Origin of the sequence: uncultured Bradyrhizobium sp. (genome assembly GCF_936943645.1) — a bacterium.
Classification (GTDB): Bacteria; Pseudomonadota; Alphaproteobacteria; order Rhizobiales; family Xanthobacteraceae; genus Bradyrhizobium.
In genome coordinates this window covers 178,347-203,700 of record NZ_CAKZJO010000051.1, presented here as the reverse complement: position 1 = coordinate 203,700, position 25,354 = coordinate 178,347, and the positions used below count along the sequence as shown (strand labels likewise).

At 65.4% G+C, this 25,354-nt stretch carries 22 protein-coding genes; 11 read left to right on the top strand and 11 right to left on the bottom strand.

The window, feature by feature from the left end; all coding sequences use genetic code 11:
* Window position 1: 1 nt before the first annotated feature.
* The gene (locus Q0743_RS10630; RefSeq protein WP_298241480.1) at window positions 2–1,210 is read right to left on the bottom strand and encodes an ABC transporter substrate-binding protein; all 1,209 of its coding nucleotides are present in this window, start codon (window positions 1,208–1,210) and stop codon (window positions 2–4) included.
* A 167-nt stretch (window positions 1,211–1,377) separates the two neighbouring features.
* On the opposite strand from Q0743_RS10630, the gene Q0743_RS10625 reads away from it, so the two are divergent.
* Genes Q0743_RS10625 through Q0743_RS10615 form a run of 3 tightly spaced genes read left to right on the top strand, consistent with a single transcriptional unit; the run spans window position 1,378 to window position 3,460 of the window.
* Window positions 1,378–2,076 (top strand): TetR/AcrR family transcriptional regulator, encoded by a 699-nt coding sequence (locus Q0743_RS10625; protein ID WP_298241479.1) that lies wholly within the window; start codon window positions 1,378–1,380, stop codon window positions 2,074–2,076.
* Entirely contained in the window at window positions 2,054–2,605 is a 552-nt protein-coding gene (locus Q0743_RS10620) for a carboxymuconolactone decarboxylase family protein (protein ID WP_298241478.1), read from the top strand. The genes Q0743_RS10625 and Q0743_RS10620 overlap by 23 nt, the downstream gene beginning before the upstream one ends.
* Window positions 2,606–2,614: 9 nt before the next feature.
* Window positions 2,615–3,460, top strand: a complete 846-nt coding sequence (locus tag Q0743_RS10615) for an SDR family NAD(P)-dependent oxidoreductase (RefSeq protein ID WP_298241477.1) — start codon at window positions 2,615–2,617, stop codon at window positions 3,458–3,460.
* 187 nt (window positions 3,461–3,647) lie between these two features.
* Here Q0743_RS10615 and Q0743_RS10610 read toward each other — a convergent pair whose 3' ends face one another.
* Genes Q0743_RS10610 through Q0743_RS10595 form a run of 4 tightly spaced genes read right to left on the bottom strand, consistent with a single transcriptional unit; the run spans window position 3,648 to window position 6,193 of the window.
* Window positions 3,648–4,157, bottom strand: coding sequence for a DoxX family protein (locus tag Q0743_RS10610; RefSeq protein WP_298241476.1), 510 nt, complete (start codon window positions 4,155–4,157; stop codon window positions 3,648–3,650).
* Window positions 4,154–4,936 carry a DUF2063 domain-containing protein gene (locus tag Q0743_RS10605; protein ID WP_298241475.1) on the bottom strand — a complete coding sequence of 261 codons (783 nt, stop codon included), beginning with the start codon at window positions 4,934–4,936 and terminating at the stop codon, window positions 4,154–4,156. The genes Q0743_RS10610 and Q0743_RS10605 overlap by 4 nt, the downstream gene beginning before the upstream one ends.
* Complete coding sequence (locus Q0743_RS10600; protein WP_298241474.1) at window positions 4,926–5,843, bottom strand: DUF692 domain-containing protein; 918 nt, start codon at window positions 5,841–5,843, stop codon at window positions 4,926–4,928. The genes Q0743_RS10605 and Q0743_RS10600 overlap by 11 nt, the downstream gene beginning before the upstream one ends.
* A gap of 44 nt (window positions 5,844–5,887) precedes the next feature.
* Entirely contained in the window at window positions 5,888–6,193 is a 306-nt protein-coding gene (locus Q0743_RS10595; protein WP_298241473.1) for a DUF2282 domain-containing protein, read from the bottom strand.
* A 312-nt stretch (window positions 6,194–6,505) separates the two neighbouring features.
* On the opposite strand from Q0743_RS10595, the gene Q0743_RS10590 reads away from it, so the two are divergent.
* The 8 genes from Q0743_RS10590 (at window position 6,506) to Q0743_RS10555 (ending at window position 17,574) form a co-directional block, all read left to right on the top strand.
* Window positions 6,506–8,602 carry an adenylate/guanylate cyclase domain-containing protein gene (locus Q0743_RS10590; protein ID WP_298241472.1) on the top strand — a complete coding sequence of 699 codons (2,097 nt, stop codon included), beginning with the start codon at window positions 6,506–6,508 and terminating at the stop codon, window positions 8,600–8,602.
* A 173-nt stretch (window positions 8,603–8,775) separates the two neighbouring features.
* The gene (locus tag Q0743_RS10585; RefSeq protein WP_298241471.1) at window positions 8,776–9,618 is read left to right on the top strand and encodes a shikimate dehydrogenase; all 843 of its coding nucleotides are present in this window, start codon (window positions 8,776–8,778) and stop codon (window positions 9,616–9,618) included.
* 21 nt (window positions 9,619–9,639) lie between these two features.
* Complete coding sequence (locus Q0743_RS10580) at window positions 9,640–10,488, top strand: amidohydrolase (RefSeq protein WP_298241470.1); 849 nt, start codon at window positions 9,640–9,642, stop codon at window positions 10,486–10,488.
* Between the two features lie 29 nt (window positions 10,489–10,517).
* The gene (locus Q0743_RS10575) at window positions 10,518–11,672 is read left to right on the top strand and encodes an ABC transporter substrate-binding protein (RefSeq protein WP_298241469.1); all 1,155 of its coding nucleotides are present in this window, start codon (window positions 10,518–10,520) and stop codon (window positions 11,670–11,672) included.
* Between the two features lie 117 nt (window positions 11,673–11,789).
* A complete protein-coding gene (locus Q0743_RS10570; protein WP_298241468.1) occupies window positions 11,790–12,374 on the top strand; it encodes a HutD family protein in 585 nt (194 codons plus the stop codon).
* Between the two features lie 204 nt (window positions 12,375–12,578).
* Complete coding sequence (locus tag Q0743_RS10565) at window positions 12,579–13,772, top strand: adenylate/guanylate cyclase domain-containing protein (protein WP_298241467.1); 1,194 nt, start codon at window positions 12,579–12,581, stop codon at window positions 13,770–13,772.
* A gap of 141 nt (window positions 13,773–13,913) precedes the next feature.
* Complete coding sequence (locus Q0743_RS10560) at window positions 13,914–14,708, top strand: adenylate/guanylate cyclase domain-containing protein (RefSeq protein WP_298241466.1); 795 nt, start codon at window positions 13,914–13,916, stop codon at window positions 14,706–14,708.
* A gap of 187 nt (window positions 14,709–14,895) precedes the next feature.
* A complete protein-coding gene (locus Q0743_RS10555) occupies window positions 14,896–17,574 on the top strand; it encodes an EAL domain-containing protein (protein WP_298241465.1) in 2,679 nt (892 codons plus the stop codon).
* A gap of 22 nt (window positions 17,575–17,596) precedes the next feature.
* Here Q0743_RS10555 and Q0743_RS10550 read toward each other — a convergent pair whose 3' ends face one another.
* The 6 genes from Q0743_RS10550 to Q0743_RS10520 all read right to left on the bottom strand — a co-directional run bounded on the left by Q0743_RS10550 (window position 17,597) and on the right by Q0743_RS10520 (window position 25,188).
* On the bottom strand, window positions 17,597–17,872 hold the full coding sequence (locus Q0743_RS10550; RefSeq protein WP_298241464.1) for a hypothetical protein: 276 nt from the start codon (window positions 17,870–17,872) through the stop codon (window positions 17,597–17,599).
* A 516-nt stretch (window positions 17,873–18,388) separates the two neighbouring features.
* Window positions 18,389–19,885 (bottom strand): sugar ABC transporter ATP-binding protein, encoded by a 1,497-nt coding sequence (locus Q0743_RS10540; RefSeq protein ID WP_298241462.1) that lies wholly within the window; start codon window positions 19,883–19,885, stop codon window positions 18,389–18,391.
* On the bottom strand, window positions 19,882–20,976 hold the full coding sequence (locus Q0743_RS10535; protein WP_298241461.1) for a hypothetical protein: 1,095 nt from the start codon (window positions 20,974–20,976) through the stop codon (window positions 19,882–19,884). Before Q0743_RS10535 ends, Q0743_RS10540 begins: the two co-directional genes overlap by 4 nt.
* Entirely contained in the window at window positions 20,973–23,090 is a 2,118-nt protein-coding gene (locus tag Q0743_RS10530; protein ID WP_298241460.1) for an SMP-30/gluconolactonase/LRE family protein, read from the bottom strand. The genes Q0743_RS10535 and Q0743_RS10530 overlap by 4 nt, the downstream gene beginning before the upstream one ends.
* Before the next feature lie 69 nt (window positions 23,091–23,159).
* Window positions 23,160–24,167, bottom strand: coding sequence for a sugar ABC transporter substrate-binding protein (locus Q0743_RS10525; RefSeq protein ID WP_367184881.1), 1,008 nt, complete (start codon window positions 24,165–24,167; stop codon window positions 23,160–23,162).
* A 49-nt stretch (window positions 24,168–24,216) separates the two neighbouring features.
* Window positions 24,217–25,188, bottom strand: a complete 972-nt coding sequence (locus Q0743_RS10520) for an ABC transporter permease (RefSeq protein WP_298241458.1) — start codon at window positions 25,186–25,188, stop codon at window positions 24,217–24,219.
* Window positions 25,189–25,354 lie beyond the last annotated feature (166 nt).

The window sequence follows — 25,354 nt, the reverse complement described above, 5'->3', positions numbered from 1 at the left end:
TCTAGTTCTTCAGGAGATCGCCGAACGGCACCCAGCGCGTGCCGTCGAAGCGGATCAGCTGCAGGCTCGTCATCGGCGTGTAATGCTCCGGTGAGTTGTTCACCGCGGTGCCGTTGATCAGCATCGGCAGCTTGACATCCTTCAGGCTCGTCGCCTGCTTCATCACATTGGCGCGGGTGAGGTCGTTGCCGGAGGCTTTCAGCACCGTCACCAGCGTCTGCGCGATGGTGTAGCCATAGACGTTGAGCCAGTCGCTCTTGTTGGCGTCGGGCAGGTACTTGTCCATGAAGGCAAGCCATTCCTTGTAGCCGGCGTCATCCTTGTTGGCGGGATCAGTGGCGTCCTTCAGATACTGGCTGGAGATGACGCCGGTGGAATTGTCCTTGCCGGCCGGCTCGAGCACGCCGCTGATCGAGGCCGAGACGTTGGAGATGATGGTCACGGGCTTCCAGCCGATCTCGCCGATCTTGCGGATTGCCTGCGCGGCGAATTTCGGCGTTGCCGCGACCAGAACCACGTCGGAGCCCGCTGTCTTCAACTGCAGGATCTGGGTATCGACTGTGGGCGCCGAGGTCTCATAGGCGGTGCGCGCGACAATGGCTTCGCCGCTGCCGAGACCTTCTTCCAGCGCCTTCAGATAGTCCTTGCCGAGATCGTCGTTCTGGTAGAGCACGCCGATCTTGGCGTTGGCGTGGCTGGCCTTGATGTACCGGGCGTAGGCGATCGCCTCGTCGCGATAGGTCGGCTGCCAGCCGACGGTCCATGGAAAATTCCTGGGGTCGTCCCACTTCGCAGCGCCTGAGCCGAGGAAGAGCTGCGGCACCTTGCGATCGTTGAGATATTTGTGCACGGCGCTGTTGGTGGGCGTGCCGACGCCGCCGAAGATCAGCAGCACCTCTTCGCTTTCGACCAACTTGCGCGTCTGCTCCACCGTTTTCGGCGGGCTGTAGGCGTCGTCTGCGATGATCATCTGGATGCGCCGGCCGTTGACGCCGCCGTCGTCATTCACCTTCCGGAAATAGGCCTCGGCAGACTTGGCGATCTGCGCGAAGGCCGAGACCGGGCCGCTCAGCGGCGCGGTGGTGCCGATCTTGATGGTCTTGTCGTCGGCGCCGGGGTCGTACTTGCTTTGGGCGGAGGCGGTGCTGGCCGCGAGCAGCGGCAACAGGATGCTGGTCGCAACTACGCGAAGGCGGACAAAGCGCGCCATGAGGTGGTCTCCCCAAAATTGCTCTCCGCCTCTCGATGGAGCGGAGTTGAAACGCGAGAACCGCGCCCGAAGCAGGCTTGCGGGCCGCGACCGCTGCCGCCAGACTGGCAAACGAACGATCGTTCGTACGGTTGACTAGCGAACGATCGTTCGTTAGTCAAGTCGCCATGGCTGTCCACACCTCCAGCGCAGCGGAAGCGGCTGCGCCCACGACGCGCGAGCGCATCCTCACCGAAGCGCTCGATTTGTTCGCACAGAGCGGCTATGGCGGCGCCTCGATGCGCGAACTCGCGCGCCGCGTCGGCATTCGCGAGAGCAGCCTCTACAATCATTTCCCCGGCAAGGCCGCGATCCTGGAAGCGATCGTCAGCGAGCATGGCCCCGCGAGTTCTGCGAGCCGCCTCGAAGAGCCGCGCTACAAGCAGCTCGCGCGCCAGCCCGCCGCGTTCTGCCGGCAGTTCGCATTGGACCTCGTCGAACAATGGTCCGATCCGCGCGAGCATCAGTTCCAGAAGGTCATCACTGCCGAGCGTAACCGCGTGCCCGGCATCCGCGCCAAATTCGCCGATCATTTCTACGCGCGCGAGCAGAGCATGATGACGGACTATTTTCGCGGTTTTGCGCTGGCGGGGCTCGTCAAGACGCCCGATCCGCGCGAGACCGCCCGGCTGTTCGCCGCCGGCCTCATCTATATCCGCCTCGAGCATTACGTGATGGGCGCGGCGCCCTCGCCGCGGCCGAAGGTGATCGAGGCGATCGACCGCTATCTTGCCTTCTTCCTGTCGCTGATCGCGGCGGGGAATGACGACGACAACAAGAAACGAAAAGCAAAGGGAGAGAATCGTGGCAAGGCTGCCCCTGATTGATCCGGAGACGACGAGCGGCGACATCCGCGCCTCGTTCGACCGCATGCCGGTCAAGCTCAACATCTTCCGCATGATGGCCCATGCCGAGGCCAACATGATCCCGGCGATGCGGCTCGGCAATTCGATTCTGCACAAGCAGAAGCTCTCCGCCGTCAACCGCGAGCTGCTGATTCTCCAGGCGGCCCAGCTCGAGGGCGGCGCCTATGAATGGCGCCAGCACGTGCCGATCGCGCTCGGCGTCGGCTGTACGCAGGCGCAGGTCGATGCGGTCGAGCGCGGCGACTACGATGCCGCCGGCTTGGGCGAGGCCGAGCGCGCGCTGCTCAAGTTCGGGCGCGAGGTCGTCGAGAACGTCCGCGTTCCCGAGGCGACCTTCGCGGCAGCACGCAAGCACTTCAGCGACCAGGAGATCGTCGAATCGATCGTCGCGCTCGGCTTCTACATGATGATGGCGCGGCTGACCGAAGCCACCGAGACAGATCTCGACCCCGCCGCCGGCATGAAGGTCTATGACGGCGGCAAGAAATAGGTGGCCGCGATGAGCGAGACCGATACCAAGCCGGAACGCTACGTCCGCCCGCCGAGCGCGGAGTCACTGGGCGAAGCGCCGGGCAGGGGGCGTCTGAAGGGGCGCCGCATCCTCATCGTCGGCGGTGGGCAGCGGGTGTTCGACGCTGCCACCGATCCGATCGGCAACGGCCGCGCCATGAGCATCTTGTGTGCACGCGAGGGCGCCAGTGTCGCGGTCGCCGATCTCAACCGCAGCTCTGCCGAGCAGACAGTCAAGCGCATCACCGACGAAGGCGGCGAGGCCTTTGCGATTGCCGCCGACATCACGTCCGAAGCCGATATTATCCGGATGATCGAGGAAGCACATCGCGCCATGGGCGGTCTCGACGGCATGGTGCTGAACGTCGGCACTTTCGGCAAGACCGGGCTCGACAATGTCAGCCCCGAAGAGTGGAACAGGATCTACGACGTCAATGTTCGCGGCCCGATGCTGTGCTGCCGCGCCGCGCTGCCGAAATTCGGCGATGGCGGTGCCATTGTCTTCATCTCCTCGATCGCCGCGCTGAAGGCGGGTTCGCAGATGGCGGTGTATGATTCCTCGAAGGCCGCACTCGGGGGCCTGATGCGCAACATCGCCCATTTCGGATCGCGCCGCGGCATCCGCGCCAATCTCGTCTATCCCGGCCTGGTCGACACCCCCAACGGCCGAGAAGCCGGCGCCGGCCGTCCCAATCGCGGCAAGGGCCACGTGCCGTTCGGCCGCCAGGCCACGGCATGGGAAATCGCCTATGCCGTGCTGTTCTTCCTGTCGGACGAAAGCGTCTATGTCACCGCGCAGACGCTCGCCGTTGATAGCGGTCTGAGCGGGATGTGACCTCCAACCAGGCTACTGCTGACCACGCCCACAACCGTCATCCTGAGGTGTTCACCTTGTGATGCGATAGCATCGCAAGGTGAGCCTCGAAGGATGGGCCACAAGCGCTCGCGGCCCATCCTTCGAGGCGCGCAAGGGCGCGCACCTCAGGATGACGGCGTGCTTGTGGATCGATAAGATCGCGCGTCTATCGCGCGGACGATCGCGCGCGACAGATGAGGTGGTCGAGCGAGATGTTGCCGGGGCCGTAGGCCATGATGCCGAGTGCCATCGCCGCCCAGGTGAGATGAATCGGCCATCCGTCGGGCACCGTGAGCTCGACGATGACGGTCATGAACAGAAGTCCGAGCCCTGCGAACCGTGTGCCGAGCCCCAGCACCAGCAGGATCGGAAACATGATCTCGCCGCAGCCCGACAGGAACGCCATCAGCATCGGCGCCGGAAAGTGATAGGGCCCGCCCGGCAGATGCAGCATGAACTCGTCGCTGAACAGCGTCACGGCGGTGTCGTTCAGCCTCAGGAAGCCGTCCCATTTGAGCATGCCCGAGCGCCAGAACGGCACCGCCAGTGCGAAGCGCAGCACGAGCTGCACCAGCGAAGGGGTGGCAATCAGCTGCACCAGGCGATTGGCCCGGTCGACGAGCAACCAGGGCGACGGCAGGCCGTTTCCGGTGGTCATGTGCTGGTCCGTGATCATGATGGGTCTCCGCAGGCGAGCGAGATGAAGGCACCGGCTTCGATCAGCCCGGCGAGGTTCGCGGCAAGGTCGAACCCGGGCCCAGCGTCCAACGCTGAAGCCGCGGCCTCGCCGAGCGACTGTCCCGACATCAGGCTGTCGGCGAAGACGGCTCCGCCGGGCGGAAGGCGGTGCACGGTGACGTCGAATTCGGGCCGCGTGATCAGTGCGTCTTCCGGCGTCGAGGCATCGATGCGCATGACCGATGCATCGTCGCGATTGGCCGCAAAGATCGTCACGGCCGCGTATTGTGAACGAAGACAGCGCGCGGCTGGATGTGGAACGAACACCACATCGGCCAGACGATCGGGCGGCACCGCCGAGAGGCGGGCCGGCGACAGCGGCGAGGCATCGGCGGCATGATAGGCATCGAGCCAGGCCCGCTCGATGTGCGCGACATCGGCAAGCCAGGGCATATCCTGCGCATGCTCATAGGTTTCGATGAACGCCGGAAATTCGCGGCCATATTCGAACAGCAGCGGCGAGGTCGGTGGATTGCTGCGCACGTGGACGCGCGCCATGGCGCGAAAGAACTCGGTGCCGGTGATGCGCTGTACCGCCGGATAGACCGCGGCCAACGCGTCGATCAGGCTGACCGTGACGTTGTTGCGGTAGACGTCGTAGCGCCGGTTGGCGGATTTGCCGTTCGGGCCCGTCACGATCGCAGGCGTGCTGCGCGCGGGATCCAGCAGCGCCGGCGCAAACGCAGCCGCAAAGGACAGACCGGGTTCAGGCCGCATGACGTTCCTCCGCAAACGCAGTGGCCTGATGACGATCGAGGATCGCCTGCGCGGCCGCGGCTTCCGCTTGCAGCACCGGCCAGTTGGGGATCTTGCTGTCCCACTCGATCAGCGTCGGCACCGCGCCGCGGCGCTGGATGACGATCTCGTACAGCTTCCAGACGGCGTCTGCGACCGGGCCATCATGGCTGTCGATCAACAGCGCCTCGCCTTCGTCGTCGGCCTGTTCGGCATGGCCGGCAAGATGGATTTCCTGGACACGCGACAGCGGGAAATCGGCGAGGTAGTCGAGCGCCGAAGTGCCGTGATTGGTCGCGGAGACGAACACATTGTTGACGTCGAGCAGCAGCCCGCAGCCGGTACGCTCGGCAATGGCGCGGATGAACTCCGTCTCGCGCATCGCGGTTTCGCGGAAGGCGACATAGGTCGAGGGGTTTTCCAGCAGCAGCGGGCGGCGGATCGCCTCCTGCACCTGGTCGATGTGGTCGCAGACGCAAGCCAGCGTCGCCTCGGTGTAGGGCAGCGGCAGCAGATCGTTGAAGAAGCTGGTCTCATGCGTGGACCAGGCGAGATGCTCGGACACCAGCGCGGGCTGATAGCGCGCGACGAGCCCGCGGAAGCGTGCCAGATGCGCCTTGTCGAGCGGCCGCGGGCCGCCGATCGACATGCAGACGCCGTGCAGGGACAGCGGATGGTCGCGGCGGATCGCCTCCAGCGCACGATGCGGCGGGCCGCCATCGCCCATGTAGTTCTCGGCGTGGACCTCGAAGAAGCCACGCCGAGGTCCGGCCTCGAGGATATCAGCCAGATGCTCCGGCTTGAAACTCGTCCCGGCGACGCCGCCGATGGGCACTGCGAAGCGAAGCGGCATGGCTGCTGGTCCGGTCGGCTTGAACACCGTACTCATCGTGCTGCTCCGTTTCGTGCTGGCTGGCGGCGTCGCGCCGGCGGTCAGACCGGCTTGAGTGAACCCTTCTTGCCGTTCGGCAGGTCGATGCTGGTGCAGGTGCCGCCCTGCACGAATTTCCAGGCGTTGCCCTGGAAGTCGACCGTCGAGGTGCCCTGGCAGGTCGTGCCCGGTCCGGCCGCGCAATCGTTCTGGCCTTTCAGCGCGACGCCGAAGCACTTCTCCTTCTTGGCGGCCATGGCAGCTTCGCCTTCGGCCTTGGTCAGGGGGCCGGCGGCGGCGAGGGTGGCGAGCGCGGTCGACACGGCGCCGGCGAGGACGAGCGAGGTGACGGCATGTTTGGCAGACATCGAGATTCTCCTGTTCGAGATGGCATCCCCTGGCAGGCGATGCGCGCATGGTCTCCTTCGATGCGCGCGCAGCCCGCGTTACAAGAGGCTGCTCACGAACCCGTGAGACCTGATTGGATCAGGCGCACCGCCGGTGCGCTTGGGCCGGCATTAGCGGCCAAACCTCCGCTCAAGGCCAATGCCTAGGGTCTATCGAGACGGTAGCCATCGGGCATTGGCGGCAGGTATCCGTTTGCTGCCAGAGGTAACGGGCGAGCGCCGGCGGCGTAGAGCATGTCAGTGGCTCCAGCGGGCCGGCAGGCGGAAACAGCGATGAACGTGGATCCCGGACGGCAGTTTCGCGAAATTGCAAGGCTGACGGTCAGCATCCGTCTTGCGGTATCCGCGCTGGTCCTGGCGGCGATCCTGCTGACGGCCGCGCTCTCCAGCCTGCTGTGGTGGCGCACGGCGGAGGCGACCAGCCGGCAGCTCGCCTCGACCATCAACGAGCAGATCGTGGCGGCGGTGCGCAAGGAGGTCTCGGCCATCGTCGACGAGGCGCGCGCCGCGCATACCGCGATTCGCACGCTGTTCCTGCAGAACGTGCTCGACACCCGCGAGGCCGACAAGCGCGAGTTCGTGTTCCTGTCGCAATTGCAGTCGCAGGCGACGATCTCCTGGGTCGCCTTCGGCTGGCCCGACGGCTCCTTCTTCGCCGCGCACAAGCTCGGCGATCGGCGCCTCGAGATGATGGAGATCTCGCTGACGGATCATCCGGGCGAGCGCCGCGTCGATGAATACGACGTGGTGCCCGGCGACATCGAGTTCGCCAATCGCCGCTTCGAGCCGACCTCATTCCGCGTTGCCGATCAGGCCTGGTTCAAGGCGGGGCTCAGCGCGGACGATCCGCAATGGTTCAGGGTGATGGATCATGCCACCGGCGAGCGGCCCTCGATCGCCTTCGCAGGGCCGATCGACGTCTATCAGGAGCGCCAAGGCGTTCTGGCCGTCATCATCGAATATACCAGGCTTGCGCGCTTCCTGTCGCAGCTCGAGGTCGGGCGCACGGGGACTGCCTTCATCGTCGACGGCAGCGGCGAGCTCGTCGCGGCGCCGGACAAGGAGGCCGACGAGCTCCACCCCGCGCGCGGCGATACGAGGCTGCTGCCGCTGGCACGCCTTGCGCTCGACAAGGCCGGCGAGGCCGGCCGCAAGGAGGCCTGGCGAAGCCGGCTAACGTCGGGCGGCGCGGCCTACGAGGTCGCGCTGACGCCGCTGCCGTTTCCCGGCTGGTCACTCGCCACCGTGATTCCGGAGGCCGAGTTCCTCGGGCCCGTCGAGACGACGCTGCGGCGCCTGATCCTTGGCCTTGCCGTCGGCGCGGTGCTCGCAGCGCTGGCCTCGGCGATGCTGGCGCGCACCGTCATCGCCGCGCCGCTGTCGCGCGTGGTCGGCGAGCTCAGGCATGTCGAAGCCTTCGCGCTGGAGCAGGTGCGCCGCCACCCCTCGCGGCTCAAGGAGATCGCGAGCCTGTCGGGCGCGATCGCCGAGATGGCGTCCGGCCTGTCCGCGTTCCGCAAGTTCATCCCGGCCGATCTCGTCCGTGGCCTGCTGCGGCAGGGCGTCGAGGCGAGGCCCGGCGGCAGCGTCCAGGAGCTCAGCGTGATGTTCATCGACATTGCCGGCTTCACCGGCCTGTCCGAGCGGCTGGGCGATCGTGTCGTGCCGCTGCTGTCGCGCTATCTCGACGTCACCTCGGAGATCATCGTCGCCAATGGCGGCACCATCGACAAGTTCATCGGTGACGCCGTGATGGCGTTCTGGGGCGCGCCGCAGCCGCAGGACGATCACGCCGCGCGCTGCTGCCGGGCCGCGCTCGCCTGTCGCAAGGCCGTGCAAGAATCTGGCCTGGTCGACGATCTCGGTCAGCCGCTCCAGATCCGGATCGGCATCAATTCCGGCCGCATGCTGGTTGGCAATATCGGCTCGGAGTTGCGGCTGAACTACACCGTGATCGGCGATGCCGTGAACGTCGCCAGCCGGCTCGAAGGCGCCAACAAGTCCTATGGCACGCAGATCCTGGTCGGCGAGACGACCGAGCGCCTGGCGCGCGGCACCGTCGTCACGCGCGAGGTCGACAGCATCGCGGTCTATGGACGGGAGGAGGGATTGTCCGTTCACGAGCTGATCGGGATGGCGGGTGAGGGCACCATCGAGGGCGAGACGATTGGCTGGATCGCCGATTACGAGCGCGGCCTTGCCGCCTATCGCGCGCGGCGGTTCGCCGATGCGCTGGCCGATTTCGAGACGGTGTTGCAACGGCGCGGCCATGATCGTCCCGCCGAGCTGATGCGCGACCGCTGCCGGCAGCTCGCATCGGTTGAACCCGACCCCATGTGGCGGCCGGTAGCGGCATTGGCGACCAAATAGCGGCGTCGACCGGACGCCGCGCGGCCGGCAGATTCAGATTGCACGCGATAGCCAATCCGCCTAATAAAATTGTACAAATGAACAAATGGCATGGTCGAGCACCCGAAAGCTGCGGCCGTGGGAGAGAAAGCCGTCTTGCGGTTGGGCAGGCGGTCTGAGGATGGAAGCGCAGCATGCCGCAAGCGGATGGTTTTGGTTTGGCGGGCGTCATCGGCATGCCGGTTGCGCATTCGCGCTCGCCGGTCATTCATAATTACTGGCTGAAGGCGCACGGCATTCGCGGCGCCTATGTGCCGCTCGCGGTCAAGCCGGAGCGGCTGGAGGACGCGCTCGACGGCCTGATCGCGCTCGGTTTCCGCGGCTGCAACGTCACCATGCCGCACAAGCAGACGGCGATGCCGCTGCTCGACCGCGTCAACGAGACCGCAAAGCGCATCGGCGCGGTCAACACTGTCGTCGTCGAGGAGGACGGCACGCTTTCCGGCTTCAACAATGACGGCAACGGCTTTGTGCAGAGCCTGCGCGATGCCAGGGCGGATTGGCGCGGCGATGCCGGGCCGATCCTGCTGCTGGGCGCGGGCGGGGCCTCGCGCGCGGTGGTGGTGGCGCTGCTGGAGAACGGCGCGCGCGAGATCCGCATCGCCAACCGCACGGCGGAGAAAGCACAGGCGATCGCGGCCGAATTCGGGTCCGCGATCCGCACCGTCGCGTGGGACCACCGCAGCGCGGCGCTCGCCGATGTCGCGCTTCTCGTCAACTGCACCGATCGCGGCATGGTCGGCAAGGGCGCGCTGGAGATCGATTTGTCGCGCCTGCGGCCGGAGACGCTGGTCGCGGACCTGATCTACACGCCGTTGGAGACGCCTTTCCTGGCCGCGGCGCGCGCGCGCGGCTGCGTGACGGTGAACGGGCTCGGCCTGCTGCTCAATCAGGCCCGGCTCGCCTTCAAGGCCTGGTTCGGTGTCATGCCCGAGGTGACGCCCGAGCTGATCAAGGCGATCGAAGCGACATTCTGAACAGCCGGGGAGCTTTGCGCCATGACGCTGCCGGTGTCCCCCAGGATCGATTGCCACATCCACGCCATCGATCCCGTTCGCTTTCCCTATTCGGACGACACGCCGTACAGGCCGACCGGGCAGGAGATCGCGCCCGCGGCGCAGCTCCTTCGCGTGTTCGACGCCTTCGACGTTCGCCACGCGCTCGTCGTCGCCACCAACACCGGTTACGGCAGCGATAGCCGCATCCTGCTCGACACGCTCGCGCAGGGCGCCGGCCGCTTCAGGGGCGTTGCGGTGGTCGAGAACGACGTCGGCATCGGCGAGCTCGAACGCCTGAAGGCCGCCGGCGTGATCGGCGTTGCCTTCAACGTGCCGTTCCACGGCGCCGGCCATTACCTCGCGGCTGCACCGTTGCTGGAGAAGCTGGTCAGCCTCGGCCTGTTCCTGCAGATCCAGGTCGAGCACGACCAGTTGCTTGACCTGCTGCCGCTGATCGAAAAGTCCGACGTGCGCCTGGTGATCGACCATTGCGGCCGCCCGTCGGTCGCGCAGGGCGTGAGCGGCAGGGCATTTCAGACGCTGCTGGCGATCGGTCGCGAGCGCGACGCGCATGTCAAGCTGTCCGGCTATTACAAGTTCTCGCAAGTCCCGCATCCGTACGAAGACGTTTGGCCCTTCATTGCCGCGCTGGTCGAAGCCTTCACGCTCGATCGCTGCGTCTGGGGCTCGGACTATCCGTTCCTGCGCGCGACAGAAAGGCTCGACTACGGGCCGCTGCTCGCGGTGCTCTCACGATTGTTTCCGGATCCCGGCGATCAGCATCGCCTGCTTTGGCGAACGCCGGCACGGCTGCTCGGCATCGACGGCAGGACCGATCAAGCAAGATAACAACAGAGCAAAGTGGGAGGGAGTACGTCATGAGGCAGTTCGCAGGGCCGGCCGGCATCGCACTCGCGGTATCGCTATGGCTGAACGTCGCGCAGGCGCAGAATACGGTCTACGTCCCCGATGTCATCGAGCTGTCCGGGCCCGGCGCGGTTTCCGGCACCAATTGGCGCGACGGCGTCGCGCTCGCGGTCGACGAGATCAACAATGCCGGCGGCATTCTCGGGCGGAAAATCCAGACCGAGCATCTCGATACCCAGAGCAATCCCGGCGTCTCGCGCGCGCAGGTGCAGAAGGTCCTGGACAAGGATCCCTACGTCGTGCTCGGGCCGATCTATTCCGGCTCGGTCAAGGTCAACATGGCGCTGACACAGGCCGCCGAGGTGCCGCAGATCGTCGGTGCCGAAGCTGCGGACATCACCACGCAAGGCAACCCGTTCGTGTTCCGCACCGCCTTCGGCCAGCAATTCTCGATGCCCAAGATCGCCAACTACCTGCACGACAAGCTGAAGGTGAAGTCGGTCGCGGTTCTCTGGGTCAACAATGATTTCGGCAAGGGCGGTCACGATAATTTCCTGAAGGAAATGAAGACACGCGGCATCGAGATCGCCGCCGACATTTCCACCGAGCAGGGTCAGGTCGATTTCGGCTCCGACGTCATCAAGCTGAAGGGTGCCAAGGCCGATGCGATCTTCGTCTACACCAACGAGGAGGAGAGCGCCCGCTTCCTGATCGAGGCGAAGCGGCAGGGCCTTTCAGCGCCGTTGTTCGGCGAGACCACGCTGCTCAGCCAAAAGGTGGTCGAGCTCGCCGGCCCCGCCGCCAACGGTGTCCGCGGCCATGTCGGCCTGTCCGCCGACGCGCCGATTGCCGCCATCGAGGACTTCACCAGGAAGTTCACCGAGCGCTACAAGTACCGGCCCGATCACAACGGCATCAAGGGCTATACCGCGGTCTATCTCGTCAAATACGTCACCGAGAAGATCGGCAAGTTCGACAGCAAGGCCTTTGGCGCCGCCATGAAAGGCCTGACGCTGACGCCCGACAAGGTGCCGGGCATGCTGATGGAAGCAAGCTGGGACCAGAACGGCGACATCGACCGCGCCAGCTTCCTGGCCGAGATCGTCGATGGGAAGCAGAGGATCGTCGAGACTCTGCCGAAGCTGAAGAGCGGCAAGAGCGAGTGACGCGAACGCGTGACAGGCGCGAGTGAGAGTTGCGTGAATCCGGGTGGCAAAGTTGACCCAACCCGCGCATGATGGCGGGCCATGTCGACCACATGCCTTCCTGGACCGCCTCAGACCATGAAAACCACGCTGCTCAAATCCGAGACCTATACCCGCTCGCCCTGGAAGAACGGCGGCGGCATCTTCACCGACATTGCGGGCGCCTGGCGCGCCGACGCGGTGGCGAAGGATTGGAGCAGCCTGCTCTGGCGCCTCGCGTCGACGCCGATCGTGGCGCCCGGTCCGTTCTCTCATATGCCCGGCATCGACCGGCTCCAGATGGTCGTCGGCGGGCGCGGGCTGGTGCTGAAGTCGCCGACGCAGGAGTTCGACGAGCGTGAACCTTTCACGACGGTGCGCTTCACCGGCGAAATGGAGATCGTGACCGCGCTTGAAGACGGCCCCGTCGAAGTCGTCAATTTGATGGCCCGGCGCGGCGCGGCGGAGATCGAGCTCGTGGCGCTCCGCGAGCCCGGCGCGCGGCAGCTCAATGCCGGCACTCATCTGGTCTATGCCGCGCGCGGCGATTGCCGCGTCCGCCTCGATGGCGAGGAGTTTTCACTGTCGCACGAAGACACGCTGAAGGTGGAACTCGTCGCGGCCTCGCAGCTCGTGCTGGTGTCGGGGCTGGCGGTGCTGGGCTCGATCCGGCTGGTCGGCTAAAGCATGATCCGGAAAAGTGCGCAGCGGCTTTCCGAAAAGATCATGCTTAAACAACAACCTAAAGCGCGATGACGATTCAGCCTAATCGTATTGCGCTTTAGCGCCCTCACTCCTTGCGCACAATCCGGGCAACTGGCCAGGTTGACGGCGCGCGGCCGGAGTACGATATGTGCTGCGATGCAAACCGCCGCTGAAGGGCAAGCGATGACCGCGCCACCGACCAACAATGCCCCCACGCAGGCCGACGGCGTCATCGACTGGCTGACCAACGGGACGCGCGACGAACGCTTCATCGACAACATCTTCGCCCAGATGTGCATCCGCCTGCAGCAGGCCGGCGTTCCGCTCAAGCGGTCGACGCTTCACGTCCAGATCAATCATCCGCAATGGCTGGGCGCCCGGATGTTCTGGTCCGACGGAATGCAGGGATCGGAGATCGCGCGGGTGGATTACGACGTCCGCGAGCGATCCGAGTACATCGGAAGTCCCGCCAGCGAGATCATCGAGGGCGCCGACGAGCTGCGCGAAAATCTCGAGCGTGATCCCTCGCTCGGCCGAAAGCACGCGATCTATGGCGAGATGCGGGCCAACGGCTTGACCGACTATGTCGCCTGGCCGCTGTACCACACCCTCGGCAAGCAGCACGTCGTCACCTTCGCGACCGATCGGCCCGGCGGTTTCGATGCCGCGCATATCGCCGCCCTCAGGAAGGTCCTGCCGGTGCTGGCGCTGGTCAGCGAAATCCGCATCAAGAACCGCCTGGCGCGAACCCTGCTGGAGACCTATGTCGGCTCCCATGCCGGCGAGCTCATTTTGGCCGGGGCTACAAGGCGTGGCACCGGCACGACGGTGCGTGCCGCGATCATGATCTGCGACCTCAGGGATTTCACCAAGATCTCCGACAACTGGCCGCGCGACGACGTCATCGACCTGCTCAACGATTATTTCGACGCCATGTCGGAGCCGATCGCGCGGCACGGCGGCGAGATCCTGAAATTCATCGGCGACGGCCTGCTCGCGATCTTTCCGCTGCAAGCGCCCAACGCCTGCGCAAACCTGCTTCTCGCCGTATCAGAGGCGCGTGGGGCCATGGCGGCCTTGAACGAGCGGAACAATGGCACGGGCCGTGCGCCGCTGAACTACGGCATCGGTGTCCATGTCGGCGACGTCATGTACGGCAATATCGGATCGACCAGCCGGCTCGACTTCACCGTGATCGGGCCCGCCGTCAACATGGCCTCGCGCCTCGAGACCCTCACCAAGACATTGGGACGGACAGTGCTGCTGTCGCGCGACTTTGCCGAGCTGGTGGAAGGCAAGTGCGAGCTGGAGCGCGTCGGCAAGCACGAGGTGCGCGGCTTCAGTGATCCGATCGAGCTGTTCGCATATCACGGGTGAGGCGCTTCAAAGGCGGGACGGCGGAAGCTGCGGGCCAAAGGCAGGCGTCCCCACCCATGCTTGCCTTGTTGCCAATGTGGGAATGGGTGACTACGCTTCGGCCCAGCTCGTGCCCATGGTCCTTCGATTGCCTGCAGCGACATGCCCAAATTCCTACGCATCGGAGTTCATCAGTCGAACGTATCCGGATACACGTCGAAGGCGTGGTGTGTCAGGCGCGTAGGTTCGGCTGTCTTCCTGAAGTGGGGCGCCGTGGAGGTCCAGGGTGCCGGCGATGGGCGCAAGGTCTACTGGACGCGGCTGCCGCAGGAGAAGACCGTCCGTTGCGGCACGGCGCAGCGTGCCCAGGACTATGCCAAAGCCGCGATCGCCCGGCGTCGTAGCCATCGCTATGAGCCGCTCTCCGGATCAATCGCGCCCCGCCGCAGGACGGTGGAGGGTGGCGCCGAGCTCAAGCAAGTGCTGGCCACGATCCTGATCGTCGACATCGTCGGCTCCACGGCAAAAGCCGCCAAGCTCGGCGATGCGCGCTGGACCAAGGTCATGGGTCATTATTACGCCGCCGTGCGCAAGGAGCTGAAGAGTTCGCGCGGCAAGGAAGTCGTGACGACCGGCGACGGCATCCTGGCGACGTTCAAGGTGCCGGCGGCTGGAATCAATTGTGCGACTGCGATCCAGAAGGCCGTGCGCACGCTGGGGCTCGACATCAGGGTCGGGCTGCATGCCGGCGAATACAAGGTGAGCGGCGGCGAGATGGTGGGTCTTGCCTTTCACATCGGTACGCGCGTCGCCGCCAAGGCGCGGGCCGGCGAGGTGCTGGTGTCGAGCGCGGTCAGGGACCTCGTGGCAAAATCCGAGATCCGCTTCAGGGATCACGGCGTGCACCAGCTCAAGGGCGTGCCGGCGCGATGGCGGCTGTACCGGGTGGAGCATTGAGCAGGGAGATCGCGCCGAGGCGATGCATCCGTGGTTCCCCAGGCGGAACGCATGAAGGGCGCGGAACTCATTGACGGGACTGGCTTCTTTGAAGGCGTAACGGTCCCGTTAAGGTCGAAGACACCAAGCGCTTTTACGTGTCCTTCGCCTCTCTGTCCTAGCCTTTGAAGCGGCCGGGACAATCTTGATGAGCTTCTTCGCGCGGGTTCGTGACGCATTCGAGGTCGGTGACACGACCGACCCACTCGGCCGTTCGCTGCTCGTCGAGCAATTCCGGGTGCTGCGCGAGCAGGTGCCGGTTCTCTACGCCGTTCTTCTGGTCGACAGCATCAGCGTCGGCCTGGTCCTGCCGGATACGGTGTCGGCATGGCTGAGATTTGCCTTGCCGGGCGCGCTCCTTGCGATCTGTCTGTTTCGGCTGGCGCAGTGGCTGCGGCTGAAGAAGGCCGACTTCACCGCCGAGGAATCCTATCGCGAGCTTGCAAGAGCGCGTCTCGCCACCGTGGTGATCTGCTCCAGCTTCGTGATCTGGATCCTTGCGTTGTTCATGGCCGTCGATCCCGGCCTGCGCGCACCGATTGCGCTTCTCATCTTCATGGGATGCGTCGGAACCGCCTACTGCCTCGGCAGCTTCCCGCCGGCGTCGCGACTGACGATGCTGATCGCCGGTGCGCCGGTCGCCACGCTCCTGCTGCTCTCCGGCGACGGGATGATGATCTCGGTCGGCATCAATCTGATGGCGCTGCTGGCCCTGCTCGCCCGGATGATCAACACCAATTTCCGCTCCTTCGTGAAAATGGTCGAGACCCACGAACGGCTGGCCCTGGAAGGCGATCGCGCGCGGGCCGCGGAGCAGACTGCGACCGCGTTCGCGGAGCGCTTCGACCGGGCGCTCAACAACATGTCCCAGGGTCTGTGCTTCTTCGACGCCGATCAGCGCCTGATCGTCTGCAACCGGCAATATCTCGAGATTTACGATCTCGATCCGAAGCTGGTGCGACCGGGTATGAAGCTGAACGACATCGTCGACTTGCGCTATTCGATCGGCAGCGCACCGAAGATGGAGAAGACGGATTATCTGGTCTGGCGCAATAGCGTCCCGGTGGTTGCCAGCGATTCAGATACGACCGTGGAGCTGACCAACGGCCGGATCGTGCGGATCCGGCATCGTCCGATGGAGGACAACGGCTGGGTCGCCACCCACGAGGACATCACGGAGCGGCATCGAACCGCGATGGCTCTTGCGGAAGCGGAAGCCTCTTTCCGTCTCCTGTTCGAAGAGAACCCGCTTCCGATGTGGGTGGTCGATGCGAAGACGCGTCAGCTCATCGCCGTGAACGGGGCGATGTGCAGGCACTACGGCTATTCCCGCCAGGATCTTCTCGCCATGTCGGAGCATCAGCTCGCCTATGGCGAGCCGCAAGCCGGCGCCGAACGCGACTGCGAATTGCACAGGACCGCCGATGGCGAGGTGATCGAGGTGGTGATCGATTCCCGGCCGCTCGCTTATGAGGGGCAGTCCGCCCATGTCCGCGTCGCCTTCGACGTGACCGAACGGAACCGGGCACAGCAGAGGGTCAGCTACCTCGCGTGTCACGACGCGCTGACTGAGCTGCCCAACAGGGCCGCCCTCGACGAGCACCTCGGCGCCGCGATCGAGCGCGCGGAGATCACGGACAGCGCCTTCGCCGTGCTCTGCATCGATCTCGACCACTTCAAGGAGGTCAACGACCGGTTCGGCCATGCGGTCGGCGACGCCGTGCTGCGCGAGGCCTCGCGACGCCTGCAGAAAGCCGCGCAGGGATCTTACGTGGCGCGCGTCGGCGGCGACGAATTCATCGGCATCACCGATCAGTCGCCGCTGCCGGCGACCGCGGAGCTGCTCGCCTCGAGGATACGGGCTCAATTCGAGCAGCCGATCGAGGCCGATGGCCATGTGCTGAAGATCGATCTCTGCGTCGGTGTCGCGCTCTATCCGCGGGACGCCGACAATCCGGTGTCGCTGCTGGCGAATGCGGATGCCGCGCTGTATCGCGCCAAGCACGAGGGCAGAGGCGCCATCCGCTTGTTCACCAGCGCGATGGACCAGCAGCTGCGGGACCGCCGCGCGCTGGAGCACGATTTGCGGACGGCCGTCGAGCGGGGCGAGCTCTATCTGGAGTACCAGCCGCAACAGCACCGCGACGGCACGCTGAAGGCGTACGAGGCGCTGGTGCGCTGGCGGCATCCGGTGCGCGGGATCATCCCTCCGGGCGAGTTCATTCCGATCGCGGAGCAGAGCGGCTCCATTGCGCAGATCGACGATTGGGTGCTGATGGAGGCGTGTAGGGAAGCGGCATCATGGGATCAGCCGCTGCGGGTGGCCGTCAACGTCTCGGCGGCGCAGTTCCGCCGGGAAAATCTCGACCGTCAGGTCCGCCGGGCGCTGCGCGACAGCGGGCTTGCGGCCGCACGTCTCGAGCTTGAAATCACCGAGGGCGTCCTGATCGAGGATATGCCGCGCGCCAAGAGGACGATGCAGTCGCTCAAGGCGCTCGGCATCCTGATCGCACTCGACGATTTCGGAACGGGATACTCGTCGCTGTCATATCTCGAAGCGTTTCCACTGGACCGGATCAAGATCGATCGCTCCTTCGTCGCCTCGCTCGGCCAGAGCGAGCGATCGCTCGCTATCGTACGGGCCGTGATCGGCCTCGCCCATGGTCTCGGAGTGCCCGTCCTCGCGGAAGGCATCGAGACCGAGGCCCAGATGTCGCTGCTGGTGCAGGAGGGCTGCGACGAGATGCAGGGATATCTGATCGGGCGGCCGCGCAGCCTCGAGCCCTCCAGGTCAGGCAAGAGCGCTTCCAGACGCGCGGCATCCTGAACGGCGGACGGGGGCCGAGTGCCTAGCTGGCTGCACCGGTCCGGTCGCATTTGGGGCATCGGCCGTCCGCGGCGCGTGCAAGCTGACGGCCGATCTCGTCCCTGAGCGCGTCGGCCTCGAAGGCCGTTCCATCGCTCTTCACGATGCGCTTGACGCGTTCGTAGGCGTGGCTTTCGGCGGCATCGTCACACACGCGGATGATCACCTCGCCGTGGAAAGGGCAGACGGTGGTCGCACGGGTCGTCTCGAGCGCGTAGCGCACGGCCGCAGAGAGATCGTCGAGGTTGGCGGACATCATGGCTGCTCTCCTGATCGAGGCGGTCCAGATGGTGGCCTGTTGCCGGCGACGCACGGTCACCAAACCCAGTGTTCCGAAGCGGCGCCCGGAGTGCCTAGGAGTCCGGGCTCCGCTTCGTCCGGCACCGGACAGCGCGCCCGATCCCAGAGAGAGCATAGGCGCGGGAAGGCGGTTCGCCTTTGACCCATCGCAAACCTGGGAAAGGTCCGTAAGGGATCGTCCGCAATTTCGCCGGCCGCCGTTCGGGCGCATGTAAGGAGCATGCACCGGCAAATCCTATTCAGGTGCCCGCGCACCGGCATGAACGTCCAGCATCGGATCGATGATGAGCGGCCCGAGAGTTCCGAGCCGGCGGATAGCTATGTGCCGGTGAGATGCCCGGCCTGCATGTCGCTGCACTTCGTCAACACGACCACGGGCAAGCTGTTGAGCGAGCGAACCGGGCAGTCCGCCTCCAGATCGCGTTCTGCCTGATTTTTTCGCGTCGATCGTCCTGCGAAGTATCGACGGGAGCCGTCAGTGGATCGCCGCGTACATGATGGCCTCCTCCGTCGCCTCCAGCGCCGAGAACTCCTCGACCACCTTGCCTTGCCTGCAGACCAGGATGCGGTCCGACAGCGCCATGATCTCGGGCAGGTAGGAAGAGATCACGACCACCGCCTTGCCTTTGTCGGCCAGCGAATTGATCAGCTCGTGAATCTCGACGATGGCGCCGACATCGACGCCGCGCGTCGGCTCGTCGAAGATGATCAGCTCCGGATCCTGGATCAGCGATTTGGCGATCACGACTTTCTGCTGGTTGCCGCCGGACAATTCGACGACCTTGGCCTCGTCGCCGATGGCGCGCACCTTGAGGCGCTCGATCCAGGACTTTCCGGTCGACGTGCTTTCACGCCGTGACAGCCAGGCCCGTCCCCTCGGAAACTTGGCGAGCAGGCCGAGATAGATGTTGCGCGCAATGGACGCCGTCTCGAAGAATCCTTCGACCTTGCGATCCTCGGTCACGTAGGCGATGCCCGCCTGCACGGCCGGCGCGGGGACGCGGTAGCGGACCGGCTTGTCGTCGAGGATCACCTCGCCGCCATGGAAGAAGTCGCGCTTCATGACGCCCGCGACGATCTTGAACGTCTCGGTGCGCCCGGCGCCGACCAGGCCGAACACGCCGGTGATCTGGCCCGCGAACACCGACAGCGAATTGTTCTTCACCATCGGCGCCATCTTCAGGTTCTGCACCGTCAGCACCCGCTTGCCCGAGGGGCGCACCGTCGCCTTGCGCGCGCCATAGAGCGTGTTGGAGAGGTCCCGCCCCACCATGGCCTGCACGATGCGCGCCCGGTCGAAGCGTGCGGCGTCGTCGGTCACGACATGCTTGCCGTCGCGCAGCACCGTGATGCGGTCGGCGAGCAGCAGCGCCTCTTCGAGCGCGTGCGAGATGAAGATGATGGAGACGCCGCGCCGCTTCAGGTCCTTGACCAGATCGAAGAAGTATTTCTTCTCCTCCGGCGTCAGCGTCGCCGTCGGCTCGTCGAAGATGATCACCTTCGCCTTGTGCAGGACGGCGCGGGCGATCTCGACCATCTGCTTCTTGGCCGCGCCGAGCCCGCCGACCGTCGCCGTCGGCGTCACGTCGAAATTGAGCGATTGCAGGAACTGCTGGGCCGCGATGTAGATGCCGCGCAGGCGGTTGTAGAATTTCTCCTGGCCGAGGAACAGGTTCTGCGCCACCGTCATGGTCGGCACCAGGCTGTTCTCCTGGAACACCATGGCGATGCCGAGGTTGCGCGCTTCCAGCGGCGTCTTCGGGGTGACGTCGACGCCGTCGACCGTCATGCCGCCTGAGGTCAGCGTCACGACGCCGGCCATGACCTTGGTCAGCGTGGATTTCCCCGCGCCGTTCTCGCCGACGAGGGCGTGGATCTCGCCGCGCCTGAGGTCGAAATCGACGCCGTCGATGGCAGGCACGCCGGCGTAGAGCTTGGTCGCCTTCGACAGCGACAGGACGAGGTCGTTCATGCGAGGCCCTCCCCGCCGAGGGAGGCCAGCGGCAGCCTGATGACGCGGCCGGGTCCCTTTGCGATCATGACGAGGTCGTCGCCGTATTCTATGGCGGCGACGATGCCGTGGTTGACGCCATCCGCCCGGCTGTGCAGCGAATAGCGCGGCAGACCGTCGGCCCCAAGCCGGATGACGAGACCATACGACCGCGGCGGCGCCCAGGGCTTCATCACGCCCATGGTCTTGATGTGCGCGCCCTGCAGCGGCTCCTTGAAGGAATGGCCGGACCGCAGCCGCGGCGCGACCCAGAACTCCGGGTCGATCTCCGCGATCATGCGGCGGCGATAGGCCGGCTCGCGCAGCACGAATTCGACGAGCTGGGTGCGCGCGGTGAAGGCGGTGAGCCAGAAGCCGCCGCCGTTCGCCGGCGACAGCCGGGACGGGTAGACGGGCAGGTGGCGTAGCACATCCTTGCGGCTTCCGTCCGGCGCGATGGACACCACGCGATGCCGCCAGCTTTCGCTGACGAGCACGTTGCCGTTGCTCGCGATCGTGCCGAACGCATAGCCGAGCCCGCTGGCAAGCTGCGTGACCGCGCCGCTCTTCGGATCGAGCCGCAGCACCCGGCCGGTCTTGCCCAGCTCCATCAGATCGCGCGCCCAGTCGTCGACGCCGCGCAACGACGATCCGTCGGTTGCGATCAGCGTGCCGTCGGGTGCGGGCGCGAGCGCGTTGACGGCGCGCAGGCCTTGCGAGAACGTGGCCGCCGGCGTTTCGGCCGTAGCGTTGTCGTAGAGCCGAACTTCCGTGCCGCCCAGCGCGACGGCAAGGGCTCCGCCCGGCAGGGACGCGAGCGCTGAGATCGGCCGCTCGAAGCTGCGAACAATCGTTGCCGTACCTCCGCTCAGGCGTAGCAGCCGCACGCCGTCGGCAAGGAACAGCGACGTGCCGTCCGTCGCGAGATCCTCCGGCGCCTCGCAGGCGAGCAGGATCTCCGCCTGCTCGAGCGCCTGGTTGGGCTTTAACGCCCCGTCGAACGACGGGACGGTGATGGCCGCCTCGCCGCGGCCGAGGAAGCGGTTGGCGAATTCGCTGATGGCGGCGATCACGACGACTTCCCCCAGCGCCTGTCGTATTGCACGAAGTCGGGATCGGCATTGTCGAGCTTGAAGCGGCCGATCCGGTTGTTGGCGATGCCGCCGAGATAGAGATAGCCGCGATGCTCGCGCATCGAGGTGATCATGGGATGATTGAGGCCCTTGAGGTCCCAGAACGATTCCAGGATCTTGCCCTGCTCGTTGAACTTGACGACGCAACCGGTGTTGATGTTCGGGAACAGCCATTCGTCGACCGGTACGCGCTTGGCCATGCGCCGGCGGAAGCCGGGCATCTTCCAGGCGAGATCGAGCGAGGGGCTGCGCATGCCGACGAGCGCCAGCCAGTAATTGCCGTCCGAGGCGAGGTTGATGTTGTCGGGGTAACCCGGCAGATTGTCCATGACGATTTCGACGTCGCCTTTCTTCGGGCCTGCGAACCAGTAGCGCTTGATCGAGCAGCCGAAGGTCTCCGCGAACAGGATCGATTGCCCGTCGCTGGCGACCGCAACGCCATTCGGGAATTTGAGGCCGCGCAGCGCGGTGTGGGTCGCGCCCGTCTTGGTGTCGTAGCAGATGATGCGGCCGTTGCCGCGCGCTTCCAGCCCGTCGACCGGCCATTCGTCCATCTCGTAGCGCACGGTGGCCTCGGAGAAGAAGATCAGCCCGTCGTCGGTGATGTCGAGGTCGTCGGCAAGCCGCAGGCGGCTGTCGTCGTTCACCGAGTAGATGCTGCGGTTGGTTTCGTCGGTCGCCTTCTCCACGGTGCCGTCCGGCTTGATGCGATAGAGGCCCATGCCGCCGATGCAGACATAAAGGTTGTCCTCCTTGTCGAACGCCATGCCGAGCGGCTGGCCGCCGATATGGGCGAACACCTCCATCCGCTCGTAGTCCGGCGGAAAGAAGCGGATGATGTCGCCGTGCCGCGATCCCGCATAGAGCACGTCGTTGCGATCGAGGATGACGTCCTCGGGCGCCTCGATCCGGCCGAGCCCGATCAGCGAGACCTCGCGCAGCCTGTCGTTCTGCTCGAACGGCCCGCCCTGGCCGATCTCGGTCGGCGGCGGTGGCGGCAGTGCATGGTAGGTCGGGGCGACATAGACCTTGCTGATGATGCGGGTGCGGTTCTTCTGCCAGCGGATGTCGACCATCGCGGCGACCAGCAGGATCGACGCCAGCGCCATGCGGTTGACGCCGCCGCGCGCGTTCATGGCGGTCAGCCCGTTGGTGACGAGGAGAACGATGAGTACGCCGACCATGGACTTGACGACCGATCCCTTGCCGCCGCCGAGCGTGATGCCGCCGAGCACCGTTGCCGTCAGCACGATCACCTCGAGGCCGACGCCGATGTCGCCGCCGACCGTGCCGAGCCGTGCTGCGAAGAACAGCGCGCCGATGCTGGTCAGGACGCCACTCGCGACATAGCAGAGCGCGATGGTGCGGCGGACGGGAATGCCGGAATTGTAGGCCGAGCGCCGCGATCCGCCGATCGCGGTGATGTGCCAGCCGGGTCGCAGGCGCGTCAGGAAGATATGGCCGAAGATCGCGATCACGATGTAGACCAGCGCGACGCTGGGGATGCCGAGCACATCGCCGCCGCCGATGAAGTTCCAGGAGGGGATGTCGGGAAAGGCCGAGGCGATGGCGTTGGAATAGCGCTGGATCAGGAGATCGTAGGCCGAGCGGTAGATGATCAACGTGATCAGCGTGGTGATGAAGGCGCGCAGCCTGAGATAGCCGATCAGCACGCCGTTCACGGCGCCGAGCAGCCCGCCGACGATCATGGTGACGACCACGACGGCGGGGACCGGCCAGTTGAGCACGTCGAGCAGATAGAGCGCGCAGAAATCCGTCAGCGCAAAGATCGAGCCGACCGACAGGTCGATGCCGCCGACGATGACGACCAGCGCCATGCCGAGCCCGATGAAGCCGATCTCGCCGGCCTGCCGCGCGGTGTCGGCGAGGCTCGCCGGGGAGAGGAAGTGCTCGAGCGAGCGGCTGAGCGCGAAGCCGACGATCAGGAGCAGGATCACCGGAATGGCGGTTTCGGTCCAGCGTTTGGACAGGATCTCGCCAAGGAGATGGTCCGGCCAGTAGCGATATCGGAGCCTCGTCAGTGTCTCGCGCATCTGCCTTCCGCTGATTTATGTGCAAGGTTGCGCGTTCCGCAGGCGCGGAACGCGCAGCTTTCGTTGCGATCACTTCTTGAGGTCGGAGAGATTCCAGCACGCCGTCTGAGTGTCGGCGTTTTCCTTGGTGATCGGGATCAGCGTGGTGTATTCCGAGCCCTTGACCGAGCCCGGCTTGGCACCCGACGACAGCAGCCATTTGATGGTGCCGGCCATCTGGGCTGCCTGCGTCGGCACGTCGTAGCTCATGTCGAGATCGAACGAGCCGTTCTTGACGAGCTCGCAGGCGCCCTTGCGCTCGCCGCCGCCCGACGTTGCCAGGAACACCTTGCCGGTCAGGCCGGCTTCCTTGATCGCGGCGGCGGTGCCGATGTCCATGCCGTCCCAGAAGCCGACGATGCCGCAGAGGTCAGGGTTCTGCTTCAGCACGGTCTGGGTGATCGCCTTGGCCTTGGCGGCGTCCCAATCGGCGGCCTGGCTGGAGACGACCTTGATCTCGGGGTGCTTGGCGAGGACGTTCTCGACGCCCTTGAGCGTGTAGGCGCTGGCCGCCGCGGAGAGCGCGCCCTGGATGATCGCGATCTTGTTCGACTTGCCCTGGCAGGCCTTCACCACGCCCTCGGTCTGGCGCTCGCCGATCTCGATCCAGTTGGCGCCGACGAAGGCCGAGCTGCGATAGGCCGAGCCCATGTTGATCTGGATGACGTAGATGCCTTCGTTCTCGGCGCGCTGCAGCAGTTTGGCGTAGGTCTGGACGTCCGGATTGTGGATCACCATCACCGCCGGCTTCTCGGAGATCAGCGACGTCACGGCCTGCGCGCCCGCATTCGTATTCCAGTTGGGATCGCGAATGACGAACTTGACGCCGAACGGCTCGAGCTCCTTCTTGAGGCCCGCATACCAGCCTTCCGTCAGGTCGAAGTTCATCGCGACCGGCACATAGGCGACGGTCTTGCCGGCAAGTGCTTCCCGGAAGGTCTTCTGGAACGGCTCGTCGAGCCCCTGCTGGGCGAGGGCCGGAACGGTGCCGGCTGAAAGCGTGAGTGCGGCGATACTCGCGAGCGCGAACTTTTGCATGCAAGCCATTGTCTTCCTCCTTGTTGGACAGGCGTATTCTTCTGGCAAATCAGATGTCGCCCTGTTGGGCCGTTTCTTCGTTGCGCGGATTGAGGAACGTGTCGGTGATGACGGCGACCAGGAGCACGAGGCCCTTGATGAGGTTCTGGCCGGCATAGGGGATGTTCAGGATCGTCATGCCGTTCAGCATCGTTCCGATCAGCAGCGTGCCGATGATGACGTTGACGACACCGCCGCGTCCGCCCGACAGGCCGATGCCGCCGAGCACGACGACGAGGATGACGTCGTAGATCAGCGTGGAGTTGAAGATGCGGGTCGGCATGGAGTTGACGGACGCGGCCATCACGAGGCCGGCAAAGCAGCCGATCAGCGCGGCGACGACATATTGCAGAACGATGATGGGGCGCGACGGGATGCCGGTCACGCGCGCCGCGAACGGGTTGTCGCCGATCGCGTAGATGTAGGCGCCCCAGCGCGTCTTGCGCAGCAGGACGAACACCACGACGCAGGCGATCGCGAACATCACGATCGAGGTGGGGATGCCGAGGATGCTGCCCTGGCCGAGCCGCTCGAAGCCGGCCATGCCATCGCTCCATTGCACGACGTCGAGCTGGAACAGGGCGGCCTGGCCGAGACCGGCGACGAACAGGCCGCTCGCCAGCGTCGCGAACAAGGGCGGCACCTCCGCATAGGCGATCAGCCAGCCGTTGACGAGGCCGACCGCGATCGCGAGCAGGCCGGCCGCAACCAGCGAGGCCGGCAGCGAATGTCCGTTCTGCACCATCTGCAGCACGAGGCCGCCGGGGACCGCGAGCGCCGCGATCAGCGACAGGTCGATGCCGCGGCCGATCACGACGATCGCCATGCCGAGCCCGAGGATGCCGAGCACTGCCACGTTCTGCAGCAATGTCAGCATGTTGTCGGCGGAGAGAAAGCCGTTCAGGAAGATCGAGAAGCTCAGGAAGAGGGCGGCGAAGACCGCAAACACGATCTCCTGTTGGCTGATCCGAACGCGCTTCATCGCTTGCCATCCCCGAAGGATCGGCATTGCGCGTGCGGGATCGCCGTCTCCCCGCGCGCGCTTGCCTCCCCCCGTCCCAAGATTCGTTTTCAGCTTGATAGGCGAGAGACCTCGATGTGACTTGCGTCAACGCGCAAACCTTTTGCGCTGGCGCGCAAAGTGTCTT